The 23,559-nt window shown below is 63.3% G+C and carries 22 protein-coding genes and 1 riboswitch; of the genes, 11 read left to right on the top strand and 11 right to left on the bottom strand.

Annotation, left to right across the window (positions count from 1 at the left end; genetic code table 11):
* Positions 1-19: 19 nt before the first annotated feature.
* From cheW to flhD, 6 genes are all read right to left on the bottom strand, one after another.
* Positions 20-538 (bottom strand): chemotaxis protein CheW, encoded by a 519-nt coding sequence (gene cheW, locus HWX53_RS02300; RefSeq protein ID WP_175939048.1) that lies wholly within the window; start codon positions 536-538, stop codon positions 20-22.
* 27 nt (positions 539-565) lie between these two features.
* Positions 566-2,845: a chemotaxis protein CheA gene (cheA, locus tag HWX53_RS02295; protein ID WP_175939046.1), complete on the bottom strand. Its 2,280-nt coding sequence runs from the start codon at positions 2,843-2,845 to the stop codon at positions 566-568.
* 55 nt (positions 2,846-2,900) lie between these two features.
* On the bottom strand, positions 2,901-3,278 hold the full coding sequence (locus HWX53_RS02290) for a response regulator (RefSeq protein ID WP_175939044.1): 378 nt from the start codon (positions 3,276-3,278) through the stop codon (positions 2,901-2,903).
* A gap of 100 nt (positions 3,279-3,378) precedes the next feature.
* Positions 3,379-4,368, bottom strand: coding sequence for a flagellar motor protein MotB (gene motB / locus HWX53_RS02285; protein WP_175939042.1), 990 nt, complete (start codon positions 4,366-4,368; stop codon positions 3,379-3,381).
* Positions 4,369-4,405: 37 nt separating this feature from the next.
* Positions 4,406-5,266, bottom strand: coding sequence for a flagellar motor stator protein MotA (gene motA, locus HWX53_RS02280; protein WP_175939040.1), 861 nt, complete (start codon positions 5,264-5,266; stop codon positions 4,406-4,408).
* A 417-nt stretch (positions 5,267-5,683) separates the two neighbouring features.
* Positions 5,684-6,004, bottom strand: coding sequence for a flagellar transcriptional regulator FlhD (flhD, locus tag HWX53_RS02275; protein WP_175939038.1), 321 nt, complete (start codon positions 6,002-6,004; stop codon positions 5,684-5,686).
* Positions 6,005-6,624: 620 nt separating this feature from the next.
* Between flhD and HWX53_RS02270 the strand changes: the two genes are divergently transcribed.
* The 3 genes from HWX53_RS02270 (at position 6,625) to HWX53_RS02260 (ending at position 9,249) form a co-directional block, all read left to right on the top strand.
* Positions 6,625-7,689 carry a glycosyltransferase family 4 protein gene (locus HWX53_RS02270; RefSeq protein ID WP_175939037.1) on the top strand — a complete coding sequence of 355 codons (1,065 nt, stop codon included), beginning with the start codon at positions 6,625-6,627 and terminating at the stop codon, positions 7,687-7,689.
* Between the two features lie 243 nt (positions 7,690-7,932).
* On the top strand, positions 7,933-8,664 hold the full coding sequence (gene aqpZ, locus HWX53_RS02265; protein WP_175939035.1) for an aquaporin Z: 732 nt from the start codon (positions 7,933-7,935) through the stop codon (positions 8,662-8,664).
* A 300-nt stretch (positions 8,665-8,964) separates the two neighbouring features.
* Positions 8,965-9,249: a hypothetical protein gene (locus HWX53_RS02260; protein WP_175939033.1), complete on the top strand. Its 285-nt coding sequence runs from the start codon at positions 8,965-8,967 to the stop codon at positions 9,247-9,249.
* 39 nt (positions 9,250-9,288) lie between these two features.
* On the opposite strand, the gene HWX53_RS02255 is transcribed toward HWX53_RS02260, so the two are convergent.
* Positions 9,289-10,116, bottom strand: coding sequence for a Cof-type HAD-IIB family hydrolase (locus tag HWX53_RS02255; protein ID WP_175939031.1), 828 nt, complete (start codon positions 10,114-10,116; stop codon positions 9,289-9,291).
* Between the two features lie 46 nt (positions 10,117-10,162).
* Positions 10,163-11,077, bottom strand: coding sequence for a BadF/BadG/BcrA/BcrD ATPase family protein (locus HWX53_RS02250; protein ID WP_175939029.1), 915 nt, complete (start codon positions 11,075-11,077; stop codon positions 10,163-10,165).
* Between the two features lie 106 nt (positions 11,078-11,183).
* On the opposite strand from HWX53_RS02250, the gene HWX53_RS02245 reads away from it, so the two are divergent.
* The 3 genes from HWX53_RS02245 to HWX53_RS02235 all read left to right on the top strand — a co-directional run bounded on the left by HWX53_RS02245 (position 11,184) and on the right by HWX53_RS02235 (position 13,039).
* Positions 11,184-11,795, top strand: a complete 612-nt coding sequence (locus HWX53_RS02245) for a DNA-3-methyladenine glycosylase I (RefSeq protein ID WP_175939028.1) — start codon at positions 11,184-11,186, stop codon at positions 11,793-11,795.
* Between the two features lie 425 nt (positions 11,796-12,220).
* Positions 12,221-12,646, top strand: a complete 426-nt coding sequence (locus tag HWX53_RS02240; protein WP_175939026.1) for a hypothetical protein — start codon at positions 12,221-12,223, stop codon at positions 12,644-12,646.
* 15 nt (positions 12,647-12,661) lie between these two features.
* Positions 12,662-13,039 (top strand): hypothetical protein, encoded by a 378-nt coding sequence (locus HWX53_RS02235; RefSeq protein WP_241269817.1) that lies wholly within the window; start codon positions 12,662-12,664, stop codon positions 13,037-13,039.
* 98 nt (positions 13,040-13,137) lie between these two features.
* Here HWX53_RS02235 and rpsU read toward each other — a convergent pair whose 3' ends face one another.
* A complete protein-coding gene (gene rpsU, locus HWX53_RS02230; protein WP_159837708.1) occupies positions 13,138-13,350 on the bottom strand; it encodes a 30S ribosomal protein S21 in 213 nt (70 codons plus the stop codon).
* Positions 13,351-13,720: 370 nt separating this feature from the next.
* Complete coding sequence (locus tag HWX53_RS02225) at positions 13,721-14,671, bottom strand: aldo/keto reductase (protein WP_175939024.1); 951 nt, start codon at positions 14,669-14,671, stop codon at positions 13,721-13,723.
* 256 nt (positions 14,672-14,927) lie between these two features.
* Between HWX53_RS02225 and HWX53_RS02220 the strand changes: the two genes are divergently transcribed.
* The 4 genes from HWX53_RS02220 (at position 14,928) to HWX53_RS02205 (ending at position 20,344) form a co-directional block, all read left to right on the top strand.
* The gene (locus HWX53_RS02220; protein WP_175939022.1) at positions 14,928-17,348 is read left to right on the top strand and encodes an HAD family hydrolase; all 2,421 of its coding nucleotides are present in this window, start codon (positions 14,928-14,930) and stop codon (positions 17,346-17,348) included.
* Positions 17,349-17,589: 241 nt separating this feature from the next.
* Positions 17,590-18,414 carry a flagellin domain-containing protein gene (locus HWX53_RS02215; protein ID WP_175939021.1) on the top strand — a complete coding sequence of 275 codons (825 nt, stop codon included), beginning with the start codon at positions 17,590-17,592 and terminating at the stop codon, positions 18,412-18,414.
* A 154-nt stretch (positions 18,415-18,568) separates the two neighbouring features.
* On the top strand, positions 18,569-20,011 hold the full coding sequence (gene fliD / locus HWX53_RS02210; RefSeq protein ID WP_175939019.1) for a flagellar filament capping protein FliD: 1,443 nt from the start codon (positions 18,569-18,571) through the stop codon (positions 20,009-20,011).
* A 33-nt stretch (positions 20,012-20,044) separates the two neighbouring features.
* Positions 20,045-20,344 carry a flagellar protein FliT gene (locus HWX53_RS02205; protein WP_175939017.1) on the top strand — a complete coding sequence of 100 codons (300 nt, stop codon included), beginning with the start codon at positions 20,045-20,047 and terminating at the stop codon, positions 20,342-20,344.
* Between the two features lie 121 nt (positions 20,345-20,465).
* On the opposite strand, the gene HWX53_RS02200 is transcribed toward HWX53_RS02205, so the two are convergent.
* Entirely contained in the window at positions 20,466-21,476 is a 1,011-nt protein-coding gene (locus HWX53_RS02200) for a sodium:calcium antiporter (RefSeq protein ID WP_175939015.1), read from the bottom strand.
* 95 nt (positions 21,477-21,571) lie between these two features.
* Positions 21,572-21,740, bottom strand: a riboswitch (yybP-ykoY riboswitch).
* 275 nt (positions 21,741-22,015) lie between these two features.
* On the opposite strand from HWX53_RS02200, the gene HWX53_RS02195 reads away from it, so the two are divergent.
* Positions 22,016-23,557, top strand: coding sequence for an ABC transporter substrate-binding protein (locus HWX53_RS02195; protein WP_175940570.1), 1,542 nt, complete (start codon positions 22,016-22,018; stop codon positions 23,555-23,557).
* The last annotated feature ends 2 nt before the right edge of the window (positions 23,558-23,559 follow it).

Below are 23,559 nucleotides of genomic sequence, written 5' to 3'. Positions count from 1 at the left end.
GACGCGTGCGGGCTCCTCGTTAAGCGGCGACCGAGTCGATCAGCTCCATCTCGCGGCTGGTCATGAGCTTTTCGATGTCCATCAGGATCAGCATGCGGCCCTCGACCGTGCCAAGGCCGGTGAGATATTCGGAAGTGAGCGTCGCGCCGAATTCGGGCGCGGGCATGACCTGGTCCTGCGTGAGCGTGAGCACGTCCGACACGCCGTCCACCACCATGCCGACCACGCGATGCGCGACGTTCAGGATGATGACGACCGTCTGGTTGTCGTACTCGACGCGGCCGAGATTGAACTTGATGCGCATGTCCACGATCGGCACGATGATGCCGCGCAGATTGATCACGCCCTTGATGAACGCGGGCGCGTTCGCGATGCGCGTGACGCTGTCGTAGCCGCGAATTTCCTGCACTTTCAGGATGTCGATGCCGTACTCTTCGGCGCCGAGCGTGAAGACGAGGAACTCTTGTCCGGCGGCTTCGGCGTGCTGCGCATCGCGGCGCGACAGTGTTGCGTTTTGAATCGATTGGATGTCTGCCATGAGAAACCCCAGGTTCGGTCGATGTGTTTAATGGGTGTGCGAGTGTTGCGCGCGTGATTCGCGGTTGAGCGCGGCCACGTCGACGATCAGCGCGACGCTGCCGTCGCCGAGAATGGTCGCCGCCGAGATGCCGTGCACCTTGCGATAATTCGTTTCGAGGTTCTTCACGACCACTTGCTGCTGGCCGACGAGTTCGTCGATCAACATGGCCATGCGCCGTCCTTCGGTTTGCAGGATTGTGACGATGCCCTGCGTCGGCTCCGTGCGCGCGCCTTCGACCGAGAACACCTGATGCAGCGCGATCAGCGGCAGATACTCGCCGCGCACGCGTACCACGCGCTCGCCGTTGGCGACCGTGTAGATGTCATCGGCGACCGGTTGCAGCGACTCCATCACGAAGTTGAGCGGCAGAATGAAGATTTCGTTGCCGACCTTCACCGACATGCCGTCGAGAATCGCGAGCGTGAGCGGCAGCACGATCTTCGTGGTCGTGCCCGCGCCCTGGCGCGACATGATTTCGACGTGGCCGCCCATCGACTGGATGTTGCGCTTCACCACGTCCATGCCGACGCCGCGGCCGGAAATGTCCGTCACCTGTTCGGCGGTCGAGAAGCCCGGCATGAAGATGAGTTGCCAGACTTCCTCGTCGGTCATGGAGTCGGAAACCTGCATGCCCTGCTTCTGCGCCTTCGCGAGAATCTTGTCGCGGCGCAGGCCCGCGCCGTCGTCGCTCACTTCGATCACGATGTTGCCGCCGTGATGCGCCGCCGACAGCACGAGCTGGCCGGTCGCGGGCTTGCCCGCCGCGCGGCGCGCTTCCACGGTTTCGATGCCGTGATCGAGCGAATTGCGCACGAGGTGCGTGAGCGGATCGATGATGCGCTCGATCAGGCTCTTGTCCAGTTCGGTCGCCTGACCGAACGTGACGAGTTCCACGTCCTTGCCGAGCTTGCCCGCGATATCGCGGACGAGTCGCGGGAAGCGGCTGAATACGTAATCCATCGGCATCATGCGGATGGACATGACGGCCTCTTGCAGGTCGCGCGCGTTGCGCTCGAGCTGCGCCATGCCGTTGAAAAGACGGTCGTGCAATGCAGGGTCGAACGTGCTCGTCGTTTCGGCGAGCATCGCCTGCGTGATGACCAGTTCGCCGACCAGGTTGATGAGCTGATCGACCTTCTCCACGCCGACGCGAATGGAGCTGCCTTCCGCCGATGCCGCTGCGGCCGGGCGCGCTTTCTTCTCGGCGTCGCCGGTGGCGGCCTTCGGTTGTGCTTCGCGTGACGGGATGGCGGCAGCAGCTTGCGTTTCCGCATTCGCCGCCGCCTTCGCCGCTTCTTCTTTGTGCTGCGCCGCGGATGCGGGCGCTTCCTGCGCCTGCGATACGGGCGGCTCTGCCTGTAGCGTGTGTTGCTTGGCTTGCGCCGGCTCGGACGCTGCCGAGGACGCTATGTGATGCGCGTCGCCGCGGCCGATCGTGATTTGCGATTCGTCGATCACGAAGCAGCACACGGCCACGATGTCGTCGGACGAGACGTCCGAATCGAGCCAAAGCACGAGTTCGGCGTCGGTCTTTTTCTCTCCGACGATACTGCCCAGGTTCCCCAGCTCCTCGGTCAAGGTCGCCAGGTCCTTCTCGCCCACCCCCCGTAGCGTAATTTTCAGGTGGGGTCCTGCTTCCGCTGCCGGCGTGCCGGCCGCGGTTCCTGCATTCGTTGCATGGGTTGCATTCGTTGCGCCGTCCGTGACTTCGAAGGCGCCGTCCCAGTTGCCGTCGTCCTCGATGGCTTCGGCGGCTTGCGCGATCACGTGCGAAGGCGGCGCGTTCGGGCCTTCGTAGGCCGGCGCGAGCTCCACTTCGCCGATGACAGCTGGCGTGACCGGCTCTTCGACGACAGGCGCGCTCTGCGGCGCGGCGTCTTCGTTCTTCAGGCGTTCGAGCTTCGCGCAGATCGCGGCGGCGGCGGCCGCATCCGGCTCGGCGCTCGCGCGATACGCGGCGAGTTGGTCCGAGAGCACGTCCTTGGTCGCGAGGAACGTGTCGATCATGTCGCGGCGGAGCACGAGCTCGTTGTTGCGCGCGCGATCCAGCAGCGATTCGAGGATGTGCGTCGTTTCGGTGAGCGCGGTGAAGCCGAACGTGGCTGCGCCGCCCTTGATCGAATGCGCTGCGCGAAAGATCGCCGCTAGATCCTCGGGATCCGGATTCGCGATATCGAGGACGAGCAGCAGTTGCTCCATCTGCGCGAGCAGTTCATCGGCTTCGTCGAAGAAGGTTTGATAGAACTGGGTAATGTCGAGTGTCATGCTTGATTCACCGTCGGCGCGTGCGCGCGAGTTTGTCTTGGCTTTGGCTGTCGCTTCAGTGCTGCGTGTCTTCGGAGAGCGCGGCGACCACTTCGGTCAGCAGGTCCGGATCGAGCGGTTTTTCGATCCAGCCCGTCGCTCCCGCCGCGCGCGCCGCTTCCTTGAACGGCTCGCCGTCTTCCGTGGTCAGCACGAGAATCGGCGTGGCGCGGTAGGCGTGGTTGGCGCGCAGCTCCGCAATCAGGTCGAGGCCGCTCTTTTGCGGCATGTGCTGATCCGTGAGCACGAGATCGAAACGCTCGGCGAGCGCCCATTCGAGCCCTTCGTTGCCGTCGGACGCCACCGTCACCTCGTAGCCCGCCGTCGTCAGCGTGGCAGAGAGGATCTGCCGCATGGCTGCGGAATCGTCGATTGCCAAAATGTTCTTGATCATGTGTCGCCTTTGGGTCTGCGCGTCGCTGCCTCTTGTCCGGATGACGGCGCAAACGTGTGGAGTCTTGAGCGTTTTTTATGCGGATTTGCTCGTTGCACGCTTATTTCCGCGCCGCGCCCGGCACAATCCGGCCGAGCAGCGGCGTCGCGCCGGGCGCGAAGGCGTCCGAAGCGTTATCCAGCGTCGCGGCCGAGCCGCCGTCGTCGCGCAGCATCGACGCTTCCGCGCGGTGGTTCAGCACGATGATGCTGATGCGCCGGTTCTCGGGATCGAGCGGGTCTTGCTTGTTCAGGTTTTGCGTAGACGCGAGGCCGAGCACGCGGAGCACCTTCGCTTCGTCCATGCCGCCCGCGACCAGCTCGCGCCGCGACGCGTTCGCGCGGTCCGCCGACAGTTCCCAGTTGCTGTAGCCCTTTTCGCCGCCCGCGTACTTCACGGCGTCGGTGTGACCCTGCACGACGATGCGGTTCGGCACGTCGTTCAGCGTCCGGCCGATTTCGCGCAGGATGTCGCGCATGTACGGCTGCACGCTGTTGCTGGAGAGCGCGAACATCGGGCGCTTCTGGGTATCGACGATTTCGATGCGCAGGCCCTGCTGCGTCGACTGGATGCGGATCTGCTGCTTGAACTGGTGCAGCGTCGGATTGGCTTCGAGCGCGGCCATCAGCTTGACCTGGAGGTCGTGAAGACGGGCCTGCTCGCGCCGTTCCAGTTCGCCTTGCGCGGCTTTCAGCAATTCCTCGTCGGCTTTCGCGGTCGGGCTTTGCTCGAATTGCGTCTTGCCGTCCGAACTGCGGGCATCGCCCGGATCGTTGCTCGAAATGTCGCGCCCGCCGCCGGTGATGATGCTGTTGTCCATGCCGACGCTCTTGCCGCCGACCATCGCCGCCTTGAGCGGCATGTTGAAGTACTCCGCGATGCCGCGCCGCTGCACGGGCGAGGTCGACGAGAGCAGCCACATCAGCAGGAAGAACGCCATCATCGCGGTCATGAAGTCCGCGTACGCCAGCTTCCACGCGCCGCCGTGGTGACCTTTGCGGCCCGCGACGATGCGCTTGATGAAGATGGGACGGTCTTTTTCGCTGCTCATCGCAGGGCTCCGGTCGGGGTCGCGAAAACGAGGCGCGTCACTTCGCCTTCACCCGGCGCACGTGCTCTTCCAGTTCGGAGAACGACGGGCGCTCCGTGGAGAACAGCACCTTGCGGCCGAACTCCACGGCGATCGCCGGCGCGTAGCCGTTCAGGCTCGCGAGAATCGTCACCTTGATGCACTGGAACATCTTCGTCTGCTCGGCGACGCGCTGCTCCGCGACGCTCGAAAGCGGCCCGATGAAGCCGTACGAAATGAGAATGCCGAGGAACGTGCCGACGAGCGCCTGCGCGATCATTTCGCCGAGGATGGCGGGCGGCTGATCGGCGGAGGCCATCGTATGCACGACGCCCATCACCGCCGCGACGATGCCGAACGCGGGCATCGCGTCGCCGACTTTTTGCAGCGCCAGCGCGGGCGCTTCGCCTTCGACATGATGCGTCTCGATCTCTTCGTCCATGAGACTTTCGATTTCGAACGCGTTCATGTTGCCGCCGACCATGAGCCGCAAGTAATCGGTCATGAACTCGACGATGTGATGGTCCGCGAGCAGCTTCGGGTACTGGCTGAAGATCGGGCTCTTGTGCGGGTCTTCGATGTCGGCTTCGAGCGTGAGCGTGCCTTCCTTGCGCGCCTTCGCGAGCAGCACGTAGAGCAGGCCCATCAGCTCCATGTACACGTCCTTGTTGTACTTGGAGCCTTGGAAAAGCGTGGGAATGACGAGCAGCGTCGACTTGATGGTCTTGACGCCGTTGCCGAGGATGAAAGCGCCGATGCCCGCGCCGGCGATCATCAATATTTCGACCGGCTGTACGAGCGCGCCAAGATGGCCGCCTTCGAGCGCGTAACCGCCGAAAACGGACAGCAATGTCACGAGCGTTCCAACGAAAATCAGCACAGTCGGGTCCTCAGGGTTGGGAATGCGGTACGGCCGGCGCACATGCGCGGTTAAGACTGTTTACGGCACGCGGGTGGAAAACTTTGGGCGGGCTGGCGGGGGCGTTGGCTGCGGGGCGCTTGCCGGTCCGGCCGCTCGTCCGTGTGCGCGAAGGCGTGGATGAAGCACGGGCACGGATCGAAGGCGCGGGGCGGAGCACGGTCGAGTCGCCGCCGCGCGGAGTGCGCCGGATACAGAACGAGCCGGTCGTGGTCATGAGGCGTCGGTAAGGGGCCATCACTGGAGCCGGTCGGCCGAAAACGCCCCATCGAGCCGGTGGCGCGATGGACTCCCCTCGAAGCGCGCCGTCTGATCGATCGGCCGCATTCACGCGACGGCGCGACCTCCTGGTTGCCGTCGGCTTGCTGCGTAGCCCGTTTAACCGATCTCGATCGCCGCATCCGAAAGCGCGACTCGCAGCTCCGCCTGCGCGAGCGCCGGGCGCTTGTCCTTGTCTGCAAGCGAAGCGAGGATCGCGTGGTCGTCGAAGCGAAAGCGGCACAGCACATGGCTCGACGCCGCGATCTTCACCGCCTGCGCGAGCGTCAGCGACGACACGATCTCGGCCACCTCATCGGACAGCCCGAGGCGATGCATCGCCAGGACGCGGTCTTCCCGAAGCAGCCGCTGCGCGAGCAGCACATACGACAAGTTCACCTCGCGGATTTCCGCGAGCGTGCTCATGGTGGTGGCCGTCATCTTTCCCCCGAGTCATTGCATGGCTGGTCAGGCCTAGCGGGAAACGTTTGCTCGGACGCGCTCAGTCGCGACGCGTCCGGCCCCGCTCGTCTTGTCGGCCCGATTTTCCGGCAACGCGCCCATCGCGGGAATCGGAAGAACCTGCCGACGCGCCGACAGACTTTCGCCTGAAATGTTGTAGGAAAAGTTCGTACATGCGCAGTCGAATTTGCTGCGCGTCGGCAAACGCCTTTATCGGCAGCGGCCGGACGGACTTGAGGCCGGCGCGGGCACGTCGCCTGCTACGGGGTGCCTCGCCGCTCGCATTGCCAGTCGAAATCGTCTCCTTCGACCGCTTGAGTGCAATTTTTGACTTCGTAACAGCCGGTGTTTCGCGCTGTAACAAGGTTAAGCGATTGAAAAATGACGTGAAATGCCGCTCTCGATCCCGATAATGAACGTAAGGGATAACCCGGTCGAGAGCCGGGCCGATCTTTGGGCGGCGTGAGCGACACACCGCGGCCCGCCCGAATGGCATCGCGCAACGCTCGACCGGAGCGCCACAGCGGTGTCCACACAACAGCTTTCATGGCCCATCGGCGCCGACCGCGCCTTAAGCGGCCACTCAGGAGAGTCACGTTATGCGAATCGCACAAATTGCACCGTTGCACGAAGCAGTTCCTCCGAAGTTTTACGGCGGCACTGAGCGCGTGGTGTCCTATCTGACGGATGCGCTCGTCGACCTCGGCCACGATGTAACCTTGTTCGCAAGCGGCGATTCGCAAACCCGGGCGACGCTCGACGCGGCCTGGCCGCGCGCCCTGCGACTCGATCCCACGATCCGCGATCCGCTCGCGCCGCACATGCTGCTGCTCGAAACGGTCCGCCGCCGCGCGCACGAGTTCGACGTGCTGCACTTTCACCTCGACTACATGCCGTTTCCGCTGTTCACGCAGCTCGACACGCCGTTCGTGACGACGCTGCACGGCCGTCTCGACCTGCCCGAACTGCAGCCGATCTTCAACACGTTCACGAAGGCGAACGTCGTATCGATCTCCGACAACCAGCGCGGACCGCTGCCGCAGGCGAACTGGCTGAACACGGTGTATCACGGCCTGCCGGACGATCTGCTGACGCCGCAGCCGCACAAGAAGCCGGAATACCTGGCGTTTCTCGGCCGGATCTGCCCGGAAAAGCGCGCGGACCTCGCGATCAAAATCGCTGCGCAGAGCGGTCTGCCGCTGAAGATCGCGGCGAAGGTGGACAAGGTCGATCAGGACTATTTCAAGTCGACGATCGAGCCGCTGCTGTCGCAGGCGCACGTCGAGTTCATCGGCGAGATCAACGAGGCGCAGAAGCCCGAATTCCTGTCGGGTGCCAAGGCGCTGCTCTTCCCGATCGACTGGAACGAGCCGTTCGGCCTCGTGATGATCGAAGCCATGGCGTGCGGAACGCCGGTGATTGCGTTCAACCGCGGTTCGGTGCCGGAAGTCATCGATCACGGCGTGACGGGCTTTATCTGTGAAGACGTGCCGGGCGCGGTCGGCGCGCTGCATCGCATCGACGAACTGTCGCGCACCGAGATTCGCGCGCAGTTCGAACGCCGCTTTAGCGCAAAGACGATGGCGCAGAACTACGTCGACACGTACACGGCCATGCTTCAGGCCGCGAAGCGTCCGGTGCTGCGTCAGGTCGCCGTCGGCTGATCGCGCACAGCTTTCCGCTCTCGAATGCCGCCCAATGGGCGGCATTTTTTTCGCCTGGCCGCTAGCGCCGTCTGCTTCGTGACAAGGAGGAATCCGAAGATCGCTGCGTTGAGCGTGAAATGCCCGTGGATCGACCAATTTTGACAGTCCGTAAAAACTGCCGCCCTTAAACTGCGCTCGGCAAGGGCAATAGGCTTTCTTGCGTCAAATCAAAGGTCTCTCACATTTCACGAAGGCAAGATCATGCATTTGTCGAAGCGTCTCGGCGCTGAAGTTTTCGGTACTTTCTGGCTCGTGCTGGGCGGCTGCGGAAGCGCCGTGCTGGCCGCCGGCTTTCCGCACACGGGCATCGGGTTCGTGGGCGTCTCGCTCGCATTCGGACTCACCGTGCTCACCATGGCTTATGCCATCGGTCACGTGTCCGGCTGCCACCTGAACCCGGCTGTTAGCGTCGGGCTGGCCGTCGCGGGACGCTTTCCCGTGCGCGACCTCGGGCCGTACATCGTGGCCCAGGTGATTGGCGCAACGCTCGGCGCATTCGCGCTCAAGCTGATCGCCACCGGCATGCCCGGCTTCGATCTCGTCGGCAGCGGCTTCGCCGCGAACGGCTTTGGACCCGAGCACTCGCCGGGGCACTACAACGTGTTCGCGGCGCTGGTCTGCGAATTCCTGATGACGTTCTTCTTCCTCTTCGTGATTCTCGGCGCAACCGATGATCGCGCGCCGAAGGGCTTCGCGCCGATCGCCATCGGCCTGTGCCTGACGCTCATCCACCTGATCTCGATTCCGGTCACGAACACGTCCGTGAACCCGGCGCGTTCTACCGGCCCGGCGTTCTTCGTCGGCGGCTGGGCGCTGGATCAGTTGTGGCTGTTCTGGATCGCGCCGATCGCGGGCGCTATCGTCGCTGGCGTGCTCTATCCGCTGCTGGCTTCGGATCCGGAAGCGCGGAAACTCGGCGCTGTCGCGCAATAAGTCGCGAGGTCGGTCATGTGAAACGGGCGCTTCGGCGCCCGTTTCGTTTTGCGCCCGGCGCGCGCGCATTAAAAGCGCGCGACAGTTGTAATGGCGAATTACGCAGCATGCTTATGATTTTCTCCGCGACCGCGCGCTCCCAAGCGCAAAGCCCCGCCGGACAAGGCTCGTGCGTATCTCACCGACATGGAAAAGGCCTTACGCCCCGCTTGCACCCGGTAACAAGTCGTCGAAGCGTGTAAGACAGCCGGCGCTTACATTGGACTCATGCGACACACGTCGCCTTCCAGGAGAAACACAATGAAGCGCATCGTCACTCAATTGCTCGTCGCGACCGGCCTTATCATCGGCGCAGTAGGAGCGGCTCAGGCCCATACCGATCTTCACGTCGGCGTTTCGCTCGGCGCGCCTGCTTATGCCGCTCCCGCGCCCGTATATGTGAGGCCCGCCGCGCCGCACTATCGCGCGCCGTACTGGCGTCATGAGGAACCGCGCTGGCATCGTGACTACGGTCACGACAACGGGCGCTGGAATCGCGCCGGTTGGGACCACGGCCGTTCGAACGACTGGGGCCGCCGCGGCTAACCACAACGCCGAGCGTGAATCGGTAGGCGCGTCAGAGAGTCAGCGCGACGACGCGATGTCGTCGCGCAGATCGAACAGCTTGCGCAGATGATGCGCGACGCCCGCCTCGAAGTTGTTGCCGATGCGCGGCACATTCGGCAGACGCGTGATCAGGTCCGGATTCGCGTTGTTCATCATGAACGGATGGCCGGCGGTTTCCAGCAAGTCGATGTCGTTCATGTTGTCGCCGAACGCGACGCACTGCGCGGGATCGATATCCAGCCGCTCCAGCACGTAACGCAGCGCGCGCCCCTTTGACACATCGGACGTCATCACCTCGAGGCAGTCCGGCAGCGAATACGTGACATACAAGGCTTCGCCGAATTCGCTTTCCAGATTCGCGGCGACGTGCTTCAGGTCCGCCGGCTCGCCGATGTACAGCACCTTCGCGATGTTTTCGCCGTCATGCTCGCGCAAATCCATGACTTCGTACTTGAAGCCGGAATCCTGATGAAAGACGAGCAGTTCGGGCGCGTGACGGTCGATGAGCCACGCATCGTCGGCGAACAGATTGACGATCACGCGGCCATGCGCGCCCGCGACATCCGACTGAACGAGGCGTCGCACGGCGGCAGGCGCGAGATCGCGCGAGTAGATGCGCTCGTCGCCGGGCGCATGCACGCGCGCGCCGTTGGACGTGATCAGGTACGCGTCGATGCCCAGCAGGTCGCGGATGCCGGCCACATCGCGATAATGCCGCCCCGTGGCGATGATGACCGGCACGCCGCGTGATGCCAGCGTGCGCAGCGTCTCTGCGGTGAACGGGTCGAGCTGGTGATCGCTGTTGAGAAGCGTCCCGTCGAGATCAGTTGCGATGACCGAATACATGGCTGCCCTGTTTGAGCGGAGAAAAACGCCCGCGAAGCTGACTATTCTATCGCGGCTCCTTCCCTGGCAGCCCCGACGCCACCGCGCGCCGCGCCAGTTCGAGCGCGCCTGCGGCCGAATCCGCGCGGGGTCGTCGCAGGCGCTCGCGCAACGATATGGGCACGAAAGGCTCGTACGGCGCGGCCAGTCCACCGCAAAGCGCGACCGGCAATTTGCCGTCGCGATCCAGCGCCGCGACCAGCAACTCTATCTCGCGCCCCGCCTGTTCCAGCAACTGCGCCGCCGACGGATGATCGCGGTATTCGAACACGCTCGGCGCGAGCGTGGCGTACGCGGTCTGGTTCGACGCGCACAGCCACACGACGAGGCTGTCGCGATCCGTCGCGCCAGTGAGCTGCAAGAGCGCGCGGGACCAGTCATCGGCCGGGAGTCGCCCGTCCAGCACGCGCTGAAGGTGAACCACCGCGCGCAGACCGAGCCACGCCCCGCTCGCTTCGTCGCCGCTCGGAAAGCCGTATCCGCCCGCAATGCGGCAGACGCCCGCCTCGTCCAGCGACGCCGCGATGCTGCCCGTGCCGAGCGCGACGATCACGCCCGGTCCGCCGCCGTGCGCGCCGAGGACCGTCGTGTACGCGTCGCTTTCCACGCTCAACGCGTGGACCGGCGGCGCCATGCTCAGGAAAGCCGCGAGCCAGTCCGCGTTGTTGACGCCCGCGAGGCCGCAGCCGAGCGAACAGGCGCGCCAGTCGAAGGCGAGGCCGGCTGTATCGAAAGCACGTTTGCATGCATCGCCGATAGAACGCCACGCCGCTTCGACGCCCAGCGCCAGCCCCGAAGGACCGCCGCTCGCGCGGGCCAGCTCGACGCCATGCGCATCCGCGAGAATCACGCGCGTGCCGCTTCCGCCGCCGTCGATGCCTAGCAGGAAGCCGTTGAATTCCGAATTCGTGAAAGTGTTCATGGCCGCAAGCATAGCGGCGACGGCGGCGCGCGCCAATTAGCCGAATGGCAGAGTGGCGCGGCAATCGCGTTCGGCTATGCTGGCGCGACCGAAACGAGGATTTGCAATGGCAGCCACCGAACCGACACGCTGCGCCTGGGCCACCACCGACGCCATGGCGCATTACCACGACACCGAATGGGGCGTCCCGTCCCGCGACGACCGTCATCTCTTCGAAATGCTGGTGCTCGAAGGCGCGCAGGCCGGTCTTTCATGGTCGACGATTCTCAACAAGCGCGAGGGTTATCGCGCGCTGTTCGCGGGCTTCGACATCGACAAGGTCGCGCGCTTCACGGACGCGGACATCGAGCGGATCGTCGGCGATGCGCGCGTGGTTCGCAACCGGGCGAAGATCGCGTCCGCCGTCATCAACGCGCAAGCGGTCCAGCGCATTCAGGCCGAGCATGGTTCCTTCGCGGCCTTCGCGTGGTCGTTCGTGAACGGCGCGCCTATCGACACACCGCGCGACGCGAATAATCCGACGCCCGCCTCGACGCCCGAGTCCGATGCGCTGAGCCGAGGGCTCAAGCAGTACGGCTGCAAGTTCGTCGGCACGACCATTTGCTACGCCTTTATGCAGGCGACGGGCATGGTGAACGATCACGCCGTGGGCTGCATCTCCCGCGTCAAGCCTAAGACAAAGCGCAAATCGCCGGAAAAAACGACCCCTTCAGCCTAATCCGCTGCGGGCGAATTTTGCTTTTTGGCAACATTCTTGCCGCAAAAGAGCGTTCATTAGGGAAAGTCCTCATCGCAGGCGTTTTTTTGCAGTGAAGCATGCCGCCAGCCGCACCGTTTCAAGCGCGGACCATGCTTCTGCCGCACTGCACGAACGTCCGTGTCGTGTAAAAATGGCGTTCTCGCGTGCGCTGCCGCACCTTTTTACCGAGCCGTGCCGTTATAACTGACGGTGTGCGGATCGTTCACTGAGTGGAGAGATCCGCCGCGAGTACACGGGCACGCGAATGCGCGTGTCCCTAGGCCGGGAAAAACAACGTGCTCGAAGCAGTAGCCGGTCGGCGTGCGCGCCGTCCGACGCCGCAGGTGCAGGTTGCTCGAAACTCAACGCATGGCCGCTGCGCAGGGGCGCAGGGGAGAAAGATCATGAAAAGCTTGAACTTCCTGACGCATCAGGAGATTTTTGACAACGCGGTGCAGCATCTCTTCACGCAGGGACAAGCCGCTTTGCTGCCTCACGGCGGCGGCGCTTATCGCGGATACTGCGGCGGCTGCCCGATCGGGAGTCTCATCAAGCCGCGCGACTACGTGACGGCCATGGAAGGCGTGCCCATCCGCTATATCGGGAAATCGCCCGACTCGGTGCCGGCGTACATGGATGTCGGCGTCGCGGCGCTCAGGCGCGCTCTGCTGCGCGCGCGCATCAACGTCTTCGATCCGACCACCGTCGAACTGCTCTCGTGCCTGCAGAACGTGCACGACGTCTTCGGCAAATGGGAGTGGCGCGAGCGTCTCACGTCCATCGCGCGGCAATTCGGTCTGTCGGCCGAGCTTCTGAAAACGGCTGCGTAACGGTGCGGGTGCCGTATGTTGAGCCCTGTCACGATGTTGAGCGCGAACGAGATCTTCCATCGCGTGAGCGCGCATTTGCTGGCGCAGCGCGCCGTCTCGGAAGATGACAACGGGTCGTGCCGTCTGAGAGGCGCGCACGGCCGCAAGTGCGCGATCGGATCGCTGGTGCGTGACGACGTCTACGAAGCGGAGCTCGAAGGCGTCGGCATTTCGTACTATCGGCATGCGCATGACGGCAAGCTGCTGCGCGCGCTGTATGCGTCGAACGTGAATGCTTACGATCCGGCCATCATCGATCTCTTGATGGAACTGGAGCAGATTCACGACGACGCCAGCGTGGACGAGTGGCCGCATCTGCTGCAAGCACTCGCAAGACGGCACGCGTTCGCCTAAGAACCAACTTGCAAGAAAAAACGGCGGTGCGCCCTCACGGGTCGCACCGCCGTTTTGCCTTCGCGGACCGAAAGAAACCGGCCCGGCGTAAAGACGCTTTAGTGCATCTTCTTCGGCAGCATCTGGCTACGCAGGCGCTTGCGCAGGCGGGCAACGGCCGCGGCCTTCTTGCGCTTGCGCTCGGTGGTCGGCTTTTCGTAGGACTGGCGCTCGCGCAGTTCTGCGATCAGGCCATTCTTTTCGATGGTGCGGCGGAAGCGCCGAATCGCGACATCGAACGGCTCGTTTTCTTTGAGGACAATAGTGGTCATGACAATCCTGATTTGCTAAACGTATTTCTAAGTGCGCAACGGAAAAACCCGCCGCGCGCCGGCACTCCGATCGTCCGCCGGGCGCCAAAAAGGACGCAGCGGACACGAGCAAAGCGGCCACGGAGGCCGGAAAAGAGAGAGTTGGGATTCAACCGCAAAGCGGCATGTGCGCACGAAAGGACTGCCTGCACGCACACTTTCGGCGCCGTTCTCCGCTGGCGATTAACGTTTTGACGTTGTCATTTTCAGCGGAGCGGACGCAAAAATCGGCCGAAAAATCGGGCACATTTCTCGATTCGGGCGCGATGTTACCAGAACACCGCGCCCGTGCCAACTCTTCGATGCACGGCAACTCGTTGATGCAACAGATTTATTTCTGCCAGGCGCTGGCTTCGTCCAGTTCCGCCACTTCTTCCGGATCGAGCTCGAGGCGCGTGGCCGCCGCGAGACTTTCGAGTTGCTGCACGGACGTGGCGCTCGCAATCGGCGCAGTCACGCTGGGCCGCGCGATGATCCACGCGAGCGCAATGGTCGCCGGCGTGGTGTCGTGGCGCTTCGCGGCTTCATCGAGCGCATCGAGAATCTTGAGGCCGCGCTCGTTCAGATACTTCTCGACGCGCGAGCCGCGCGCCTTGCCCTGCATGTCTTCCTTCGAGCGGTACTTGCCCGACAGGAAGCCGCTCGCCAGGCTGAAATACGTGGCGACCGCGACCTTGTGCGCTTCGGCGACGGGCTCGAGCTCCGTCTCGTAGCCTTCGCGGTCGTAGAGGTTGTACTCCGGCTGCAGGATCTGATACGCCGGCAGCGACGATTCCTTCGCCACTTTCAGCGCTTCTTCCAGCCGCGCGCCGGTGTAGTTCGACGCGCCGATCACCCGCACTTTGCCCGCCTGGATGAGCTTCTGGTAGGCGCCGAGCGTTTCGTCGAGCGGCGTCTTGTCGTCGTCCAGATGCGAGAAGTAGACGTCGATGTAATCGGTCTTCAGGCGCCGCAGCGAATCGTCCACGGCCGCCGCGATGTTCGCCGCCGAAAGCCCGGCGCGCGTGCCGAGCATGCCGACCTTCGTCGCGAGCACGACCTTGTGGCGCTTGCCGCTCTCCTTGAACCACTTGCCGATGATCGTTTCCGATTCGCCGCCTTGGTGCCCTTCGACCCACGCGGAATAGACGTCCGCCGTGTCGATGAAATTGAGGCCGTGATCGACGAACGCGTCGAGGATGGAAAACGACGTGCGTTCGTCCGCGGTCCAGCCGAACACGTTGCCGCCGAAGACGAGCGGCGCGACTTCGAGATCCGATGTGCCGATGCTGCGAGTTTGCATGGGGTACTCCGCGTGAGTAGAGGACGTTCGGGAAGGATACGCAACATTGCGCGACGCTGCCGCGCGCGTCGCTCATGCGCCGAAATGAAGCCCAAAGCTGCGCTTGTTCCGTGCTTTCGTTCTGGCGCAAGCCCCTAAGATCGTCGACACATCACAGAGGCTGATGCCGGGGCGGCCGAGAGCGACCCGCTGCAGACGCCCGACGCACGAAAACCATCAATGCAGACCCGCCGGCGCGGGCTGCGGAGTCCATCACATGCAAGCAGACAAGAACGTCCTTCCGGATCAGTTAGCCGAAACGTGGTCGGCGCGCGCGCCGTCGCATACGGTCGCGACTTTCGACTGTTTCGACACGCTGTTCTGGCGCGCCGTACAGGAACCGGTCGACGTTTACTACGCGCTGGCCGAAGATCCGCTCTTCGTCGAGCACGGCGTAAGCGCCCGCGTGCGCACGATGGCCGAATCCGAGGCGCGTAAACAGAATTACTTCGCAACCCGCAAGAGCGAGGCAACGCTCGAACAGATTTATGCCGAAGCCGCGCCTCACGCCGACGAAGCAACGGTGAGCGCGCTCGCCGAGCGCGAGGTCGATAAAGAGATCGAGATCGGCTTCATCTTCGAGCCGGTGCTCGCGCTGCTGCGCGAGGCGAAAATTCGCGGCCTACGCACGGCAATCGTCAGCGATACCTATTACTCCGAGGCGCAATTGCGCCGCATTCTTTTTACAACCGCGCCGGAGCTCGAATCGCTCATCGACGTCGTGTTTTGTTCGTCCGAATTCGGCGTCTCGAAGTCCACGGGACTCTGGAATGTCGTGACGGAACGGCTGGGCGTCGCGCCGTCGGAGATTCTCCATACCGGCGACAACCCGTACGCGGACTGGGCCGTTCCACAGCAGATGGGCATCGGCGTTCTGCATTTCCAGCAGCGCGACGAAGAGATGCACAAAGCGGACCGACAGCGGCTGATGGCGGCGCGCGTCCTCTTTCCGTCGATCCGCGCGACGAAGCCCGCGCCGAGCTTGCATCACGCCATGCGCTCCCTGCAACAGGGCCGCGACATGAGCGCGAACGAGCGCATCGGCTACTGGTCGGTCGGCCCGATCATGCACGCGTTCGCGCGCTTCGTGCTGGACACGCATGAGGATCTCAAAGCGCGTGGCACGCCGCACAAGCTCGCGTTTCTGCTGCGCGACGGGCATCTGATTCATCGGGCATGCGAAGCGCTGCACGGCGGCCCGATCGGCAATGAAGCGTACGTCGGGCGGTTCGTCGCCGCCGGTTCGACCTTCGACAGCCGCGAGGCCATCGAGCGTTATCTGAGTACAGAGGTCATCAACCCGCAGATGATGAAGTTCGGCGCAGACCAACTGCAACTGCCGCCCAAGGAAACCGGCAAACTGCTGGCCGAGGCAAACGCGTCCGCCAATTCGCTGCAGACGTTCCGGCGTCTCGTGCTGGAACCGCGCATGGTGAAGCTCATCATCGAACGCAGCGCGGCGCTTCGTCAGCGGCTCTTTCGCCATCTGCAGCGCACCGTCGGGCTGGAGCGCGGCGACACGCTCGTGATCGTGGATCTGGGTTACTACGGCTCTATTCAGCGCTCGCTCGGCAAACTGTTCAAGAAGTATTACGACGTGGAGATCGTCGGGCGCTATCTCGTTTCGCTGGATACACCCGGCTGGCGCGCGGATCGCGCGGGCGTCGTCGACAGCCGCTGGGCCGATGAAAACGTGATGGAGATGTTGATCGCGCATATCGGCCATTTCGAGCAGATGTGCTCGCTCAAAACCGGCAGCGTGTATGACTTCACGGACGACGGCACGCCGCTTCTCAACCAATCTGCGAAAAGCGAGAAGCAAATCGCGCAAAGCGGCGAAATCCAGGATGCTTGCGTCCGCTTTGTCCGCGATATGGCCGCGATGCCGGCCACCGGCTTTCCCCGCCTGACGCCTGAACGACTACGCGTCGATGCGGCCATCTGCCTCGCACGCCTACTGTATCTCCCGGACCGCGACGAAGTGGCCGGCGGCAATGAGACGGTGTTCGAGATCAACGGGGCGTCCATTCACGCATTCAACGTCGCGGATAACGACGCGGGCATCGAAGGGCTTCGTCAGCGCGGCCCCTTCTATATGCGCAGCATCGGCAAGGGTTTTCGTCCGGGTTATCCGTACGAGATGCGCCACGCAGGCATCGATCAGGCGATCTTTCTAATGGCCGTGCGCCGTCACCGTCTGGATTTCACCGTCGACGATACGACGTACCGCGAGACGCGAATTCCCGCGCTTTTCGTGCGCGGCAATGAAACCGCGACCGAGACGCTGACCGCGCGCGCGACTTACGACGGCTTCTATTCGCTCGTCGTGCCCATTTCCGACTTCGACGTCGCGCTCATGTTCGGCAAAGAGATGAACTGGGTTCAGATTGCGTCGGCGACAACCTTTCCCGCGGAAACGCTGGATACGCGTATTGAGTTCGATCGCCAGCGCGCGCTCTCGCCTGGGAGCGAGATCATTTACGACGGCATGACTGAGCGCGAATCCGGCATGTTCGAGATGTCGCCGAACGGACTGATCTATGTGCCTGCCATGGCCGGAAACACGCGGCAATTGATGCGCCTGACGTTCCGCCCGCTTTCCTGGGTTCAGAAGGCTGACACCGCCCTCGCCTCATGAAGAGATATCGGGCCGGCTGCCTGTAAAGGTGTAGCCGGCCCGGCCGTAATTGCTTTTAAGCCCTGCCGGCCAAGGCGCCGGCAGACTCCGTGAAAATTCGAATCGCATTCGATCTTCGGCCTAAAGTTTCTTTCCCGTGGGCCGAAATCCTTAGGTAAGGCAGTCAGCGAAACACATTAAATATCGCGACGCCGCATTCAGACTCAGACTAGTAGCGCCTTTACCAACGAGGTAATTTGAAATGTTGAACATCAACACCAACACCCTGTCGCAAACGACGCAAAAGAACCTGCAAGGTTCGCAAAGCGCGCTGTCGTCGGCTATTAACCGCCTCTCGTCGGGCAAGCGCATCAACAGCGCAGCTGACGATGCAGCAGGCCTGGCGATTTCGACGAACATGACGTCGTACGTCAACGCGCTGAACCAGGGCGTGTCGAACGCGAACAACGCGATCTCGATGATTCAAACGGCGTCGGGCGGCCTCAGCTCCACGACGGACAACCTTCAGCGTATTCGCCAGCTGGCCGTTCAAGCAGCCGACGGTTCGCTCTCCGACACGCAGCGCGGCTACCTCCAGACGGAAGTGACCCAGCGTCTCGGCGAACTCGACCGCGTTTCGAGCCAGACGACGTTCAACGGCCAAGCCATGCTGTCCGGCTCGGTCTCGACGGTGGCCTTCCAGATCGGCGCAGTGGCGAACCAGACGCTGAGCGTCGACTTCGGCAGCACCGCGATGAGCCAGACCGGCCTGTTCGGCTCGGCATCGGTCGACATCTCCACGGCAAGCGGCGCGCAGTCCGTGATCAGCCTGGTCGACACGGCGCTCGACACCGTCAACACGCTGCAATCGACGCTCGGCGCTGAACAGAACCGCTTCACGTCGGCCGTTACCAGCCTGCAATCGCAGTCGACCAACCTGAACGCAGCGCAATCGGCCATCACCGACGCGGACTTCGCGCAAGAAACGGCGAACCTGTCGAAGGCTCAAGTGCTGCAACAAGCGGGTATCTCGGTTCTCGCGCAAGCGAACTCGATGCCGCAGCAAGTGCTGAAGCTCCTCGGCTAAGCGCATGTGACCTGCCCCGCCGCAACATTGGGCGGGGTTCGGCAGTTCACTGGGAGGCCCGCCTCCCAGCTTTCGTTAGCGCAGCGACATTCCTCATCGGCGCTGCGCTCACGAAAGCTCGCAAACAGATAAGGCAGTCCGTCCGGAGCATCCGATGACCACCACCACCTCGAGTACCGACGTCAGCGCCACACTGGCCGCTGCCGCGAAGTCCATCATCAGCGGCGCGACGAACTCCACGCTCGATGTATCCACGCTGGTTTCCTCGCTCGTCACCGCGAAGACCACCGCCCAGGCCACGCAGATCGCCAACAAGACGGCGAGCGACAACACGCTTCTGTCCGCCGTCTCGCAGATCAAGTCCGCGCTGTCATCGGTGCAAACCGCGCTGAAGAGCCTTTCCGACGGCACCGGACTCGCCGCGTACACGGCGACGGCGAGCGGCAGCGGGCTCACGGCGACGGCCGGCACGAGCGCGGTGGCCGGTTCGTATGCGATCACGGTCAACAACATCGCCAGCGCGCAGAAGATTTCGTCGACGGCGCACGCCGCCACCGACACCTTCGGCACCGGCACGCTCTCGCTTTCGCTCGGATCGAGTTCGATGAACGTGACGCTCGACGGCACGAACACGCTGGCGAGCATCGCGTCGTCGATCAATTCGGCGAGCGACAATCCCGGCATCAGCGCGACCATCGTCACGGGCACCGACGGCCAGCATCTCGTGCTCGCGTCGAAGACGACGGGCGCCGCCAACACCATTTCGGTCACGGCGGGCGCAGGCGTCGATTCGTCGCTTTCGTACAGCACGGGCAGCAGCAACTACACGCAGACGTCAGCGGCGCAGGACGCGTCGCTCACGGTCGACGGCACGGCCGTCACGAGCTCGACGAACACGCTCACGACCGCGATCGGCGGCGTGACGCTGAACCTGGCATCGGCTGCGGCGGGTTCGACCCAGACGTTGACCGTCTCATCCGACACGACCACGGAAAAGAGCACGATCAAGGCGTTCGTCGACGCGTACAACTCGTTCGTGAGCCAGGCCGCCGCGCTGTCGTCGTTCGACTCCACGAAAAGCGCCGGCTCGCAAGGCGGCGTGCTGCTCGGCGACTCCATGCTTCAGAGCATTCAGAGTTCGCTGTCCAGCATCATCACGAGCGGCGTGAGTTCGGGTTCCGGTTCCACTTCGACGACGACGAACCTCGCGTCGATCGGCATCGACCTTCAGGACGACGGCACGCTGTCCATCGACGATTCGACGCTTTCCACCGCGCTCTCGAACAGCCCGACGCGCGTGAGCCAGCTCTTCAACCAGACGAACGGCATCGGCACGCAGCTGAATTCGAAGATCACGTCGTTCCTGCAAACGGGCGGCATCATCGATACGCGCACGACCGCGATCAACGCAGACCTGAAGAGCCTGACCGATCAGACGACGAAGCTGCAGACCTACGCCGACAGCCTGACGTCGCAATACAACGCTCAGTTCACGGCGCTCAATACGCTCATGGCGACGATGCAGAGCAACACGACGTACCTGACGCAGCTTTTCGGCGGCACGAACAGCGCCGGCGCGCTCGCGACCAACAAGTAACGCAGGCGCCAACCCATTCGCATGGAGAAAGATGTGAGCCAACGAGACATGCTGACCCACGCGGCGTCGCTCACGCGCGCCATGGCCGCGGCCGCAGCCGCCGGCGACTGGATCGAAGCGGCGCGCCTCTCCGAGCTGCGTTCGCCGATCATCATGCAATTGGAGAACGACCTCGATCCGGCGACGTTGCAGACCGCGAGCGAGATTCAGACGCTGGATGCCGCGCTGATGCAGACGGCGCAAGTCGCGCGCATGTCGCTCGGCAAGACGTATCGCGAGGCGACCGCGCGCGTCGACGCGGCCAGCCGTTATCAACAGGCCGCGCGGCTCTAAAGTTTCCCTGCCCCGCGCCGTTATACAGACTAACAACAACAAGAAAGCGTCGATGTGATGACGCAGCTTTGCTCTCGATGCCCGCCTCGCGCGGGCATTTTTATTGGCGCGGAATGGGAGCCTAGCGCCCGAGCGTCAACGTCAGATACGCCGCGTACAGCACGCCGTTGCCGAGCAGCGCCCACAACGCGACGCCCTTCCCTCTCGCATGGAAACGCAGCCACGCCGCCGCCGCGAGCGTGATGAGCACGCCGGTCAGCACTTCGACGCGCGGCTCCCACGGCGTCAGCATGATGCCGATGGACGGCAGCAACGTGCCCTGAAACACCATCGCGCCGGTGATGTTGCCAAACGCGAGCGTGTCCTTGCCGCGCCGCGCCCACAGAATGCTGTTGACCTTCTCGGGCAGTTCGGTCGCAATCGGGATAATGATGAGCGACAGCAGCAGCGCCGAAACGCCGAGCGCCTGCGATACGCCCTCGACGCCGTGAATGAAGCCCTTGGCGCCGCCCACCAGCAACACGATGCCGATCAGAAATTGCAGCATGATCGAGCCGAGATTTGTCTTGAGTCCGACGCGCGAGATGAAGAGGGTTTCGGGCGCTTCGGTGCCGTGTCCGCTTTCGACGAGATTGGCCGATGCCCTGAAGGTCGAGATTACATAGATCACGTACAGGCCGACGAGCCCCGCCGCGAACAGCGCGCGCACCTGCCATGCGTGATGCGGCACGAACATCGCGCCAGCCGCGATGAGAAATGCGATCAGGAAAAAGTTGAGGTCGCGCGTAAAGCCGCTGCGCTCCGGCTCGATCACGCCGCGCAAACCGCGCGATTTCACGATGGCGAGCGTCATCAGGAACGTCGAAAGCGTCGCGAGCATGAGCGGCGCGCCGAGGATCGCGCCGACGCCGATCTCCTCGTTGACCGCGCGGCTCGCCGTGCCGCCTAAGAGCGCGATGATCGGCACCGTCGTTTCCGGCAACGCCGTACCCACTGCGGCGAAGAGCGATCCGGTCACGCCTTCCGAAATGCCGAGCCGTTCGCCGAGATGTTCGAGCGCGTTGGTGAAAAGCTCGGAGGCAATCAAAATGATCGCGAGCATCAACGCGAGTTCGAGGAAAAGCATCGTCATGCGGCACCTCGCATGGCACGACGTGGCACGCAGACGATGTCGGCGCGTGAGCGAATGAGGTCTTGTAGTTGTGGGGACACGATGATTCCACGGTCGGACGTCAGCGAACCATGATGCGCCACGCGCCGTCCGACCAAGAACGACGTGGCACATCAGTGGTCTCGCCAAACCGGACCGGTCGAACGCGCCACGGCAGCAGAGCCGAGGATGTTGACGCGTTCTCCTTCGCAAGCGGAAGGAAGGCTACTCCCCAAAGACCGGGGCAGTGTAGCGTGACGCGTCGCGTTCGGCAAGCCGACGCAGACAGCGGGACATATCGGTATGCGCAACGGTTCGTTGTCGCGCGCCCGCGCGTTCGCTAATCTACGCGCGCGGGCGCGGTGCTTGCTCGGCATCGCGCGACCGGATTCATCGAGCAACAAGAACAAACGCTGTGTGATTCACGGAGCACGCGCGACAGCGCGCTCCCGCCGACCGGAGAACCCATGCGCATCAAACGCTTGCCTGCCCTTCTCGCCGCCCTCGCCGTGGCCGCGCCCATGCTCGCGCAGTCCAAGCCGCTTACCGTCTGCACTGAATCGAGCCCGGACGGCTTCGACGTCGTACAGTTCAACTCGCTCGTCACGACCAACGCATCGGCAGACGTGATCTTCAACACGCTCGTCTCTTACGACGAAGCGGCGAAGAAAGTCGCGCCGTCGCTCGCGGAGAAATGGGACGTATCGAGCGATGGTTTGAGCTACACGTTCCATCTTCGGCCGAACGTGCAGTTCCAGAGCACCGATTACTTCAAGCCGACGCGTCCGCTCAATGCCGACGATGTCGTCTTCACGTTCGATCGCATGCTGTCGGAGAGCAATCCGTGGCACAAGGTCGCGGGCGCGAGCGGCTTTCCGCACGCGCAGTCGATGGGCCTCGTGAAGCTCATCAAGAGCGTGACGAAGGTGGATGACCACACCGTCAAGTTCGACCTCAACGAGCCGAACGCGACCTTCGTGCCGATTCTCACGATGGGCTTCGCCTCCATCTATTCGGCGGAATACGCGGACCAGTTGCTAAAGGCGAACAAGCAGGTGGACTTGAACAGCAAGCCTATCGGCACGGGTCCGTTCGTGCTGAAGAGCTATACGAAGGATGCCGTCATCCGCTACGACGTGAACCCGTCGTACTGGGGGCCGAAGCCGAAGATCGACCGCCTCATCTACGCGATCACGCCGGACGCCACCGTGCGCGCGCAGAAGATCAAGGCGGGCGAATGCCAGATCGCGCTTTCGCCGAAGCCGCAGGACGTGCTCGACGCAAAGAAGGACCGCTCGCTCAAGGTCAGCGAAACGCCTGCGTTCATGACCGCGTTCGTCGCGCTCAACACGCAGAAGAAGCCGCTCGACAACCCGAAGGTGCGTCAGGCGCTGAACATGGCGTTCGATCGCACGACGTACATGAAGACCGTCTTCGACAACACGGCGACGCCCGCCGTGAATCCGTATCCGCCGAACACCTGGAGCTACGACAAGAACGTGCAGGCGTATCCGTATTCCGCGGATCGCGCGAAGAAGCTGCTCGCCGACGCGGGCTTTCCGAACGGCTTCGACACGACCATCTGGGTGCGTCCGAACGGCAGCGTGCTGAATCCGAACCCCAAGGCGGGCGCCGAACTGCTGCAAGCCGACCTCGCGAAAATCGGCGTAAAAGCGCAGGTGAAGGTGATCGAATGGGGCGAGCTGATCAAGGAAGCGAAGCAGGGCCAGCACGACATGCTGTTCATGGGCTGGGCCGGCGACAACGGCGACCCGGACAACTACCTGTCGCCGCTATTCAGCTGCAATGCGGTGAAGTCGGGTATCAACTTCGCGCGCTATTGCGACCCGCAACTGGACAAGCTGATCGCGGACGGCAAGGCGACGCCGGATATCACCAAACGCACGAAGGCGTATGTGGATGCGCAGAAGATCATCCACGATCAGGCGCTGTGGATTCCGCTGGTGTATCCGACCGCCGCCGCGCTCACGCGCACGAACGTCAGCGGCTATAACGTGAGCCCGTTCGGGCGGCAGAACTTCGGCGTCGTCTCAGTGCAGTAACG

Origin of the sequence: Caballeronia sp. BCC1704, assembly GCF_902833455.1 — a bacterium.
GTDB lineage: Bacteria > Pseudomonadota > Gammaproteobacteria > Burkholderiales > Burkholderiaceae > Caballeronia.
The sequence above is the reverse complement of the archived record's forward strand: the minus strand, read 5'-3'. Positions and strand labels throughout refer to the sequence as shown.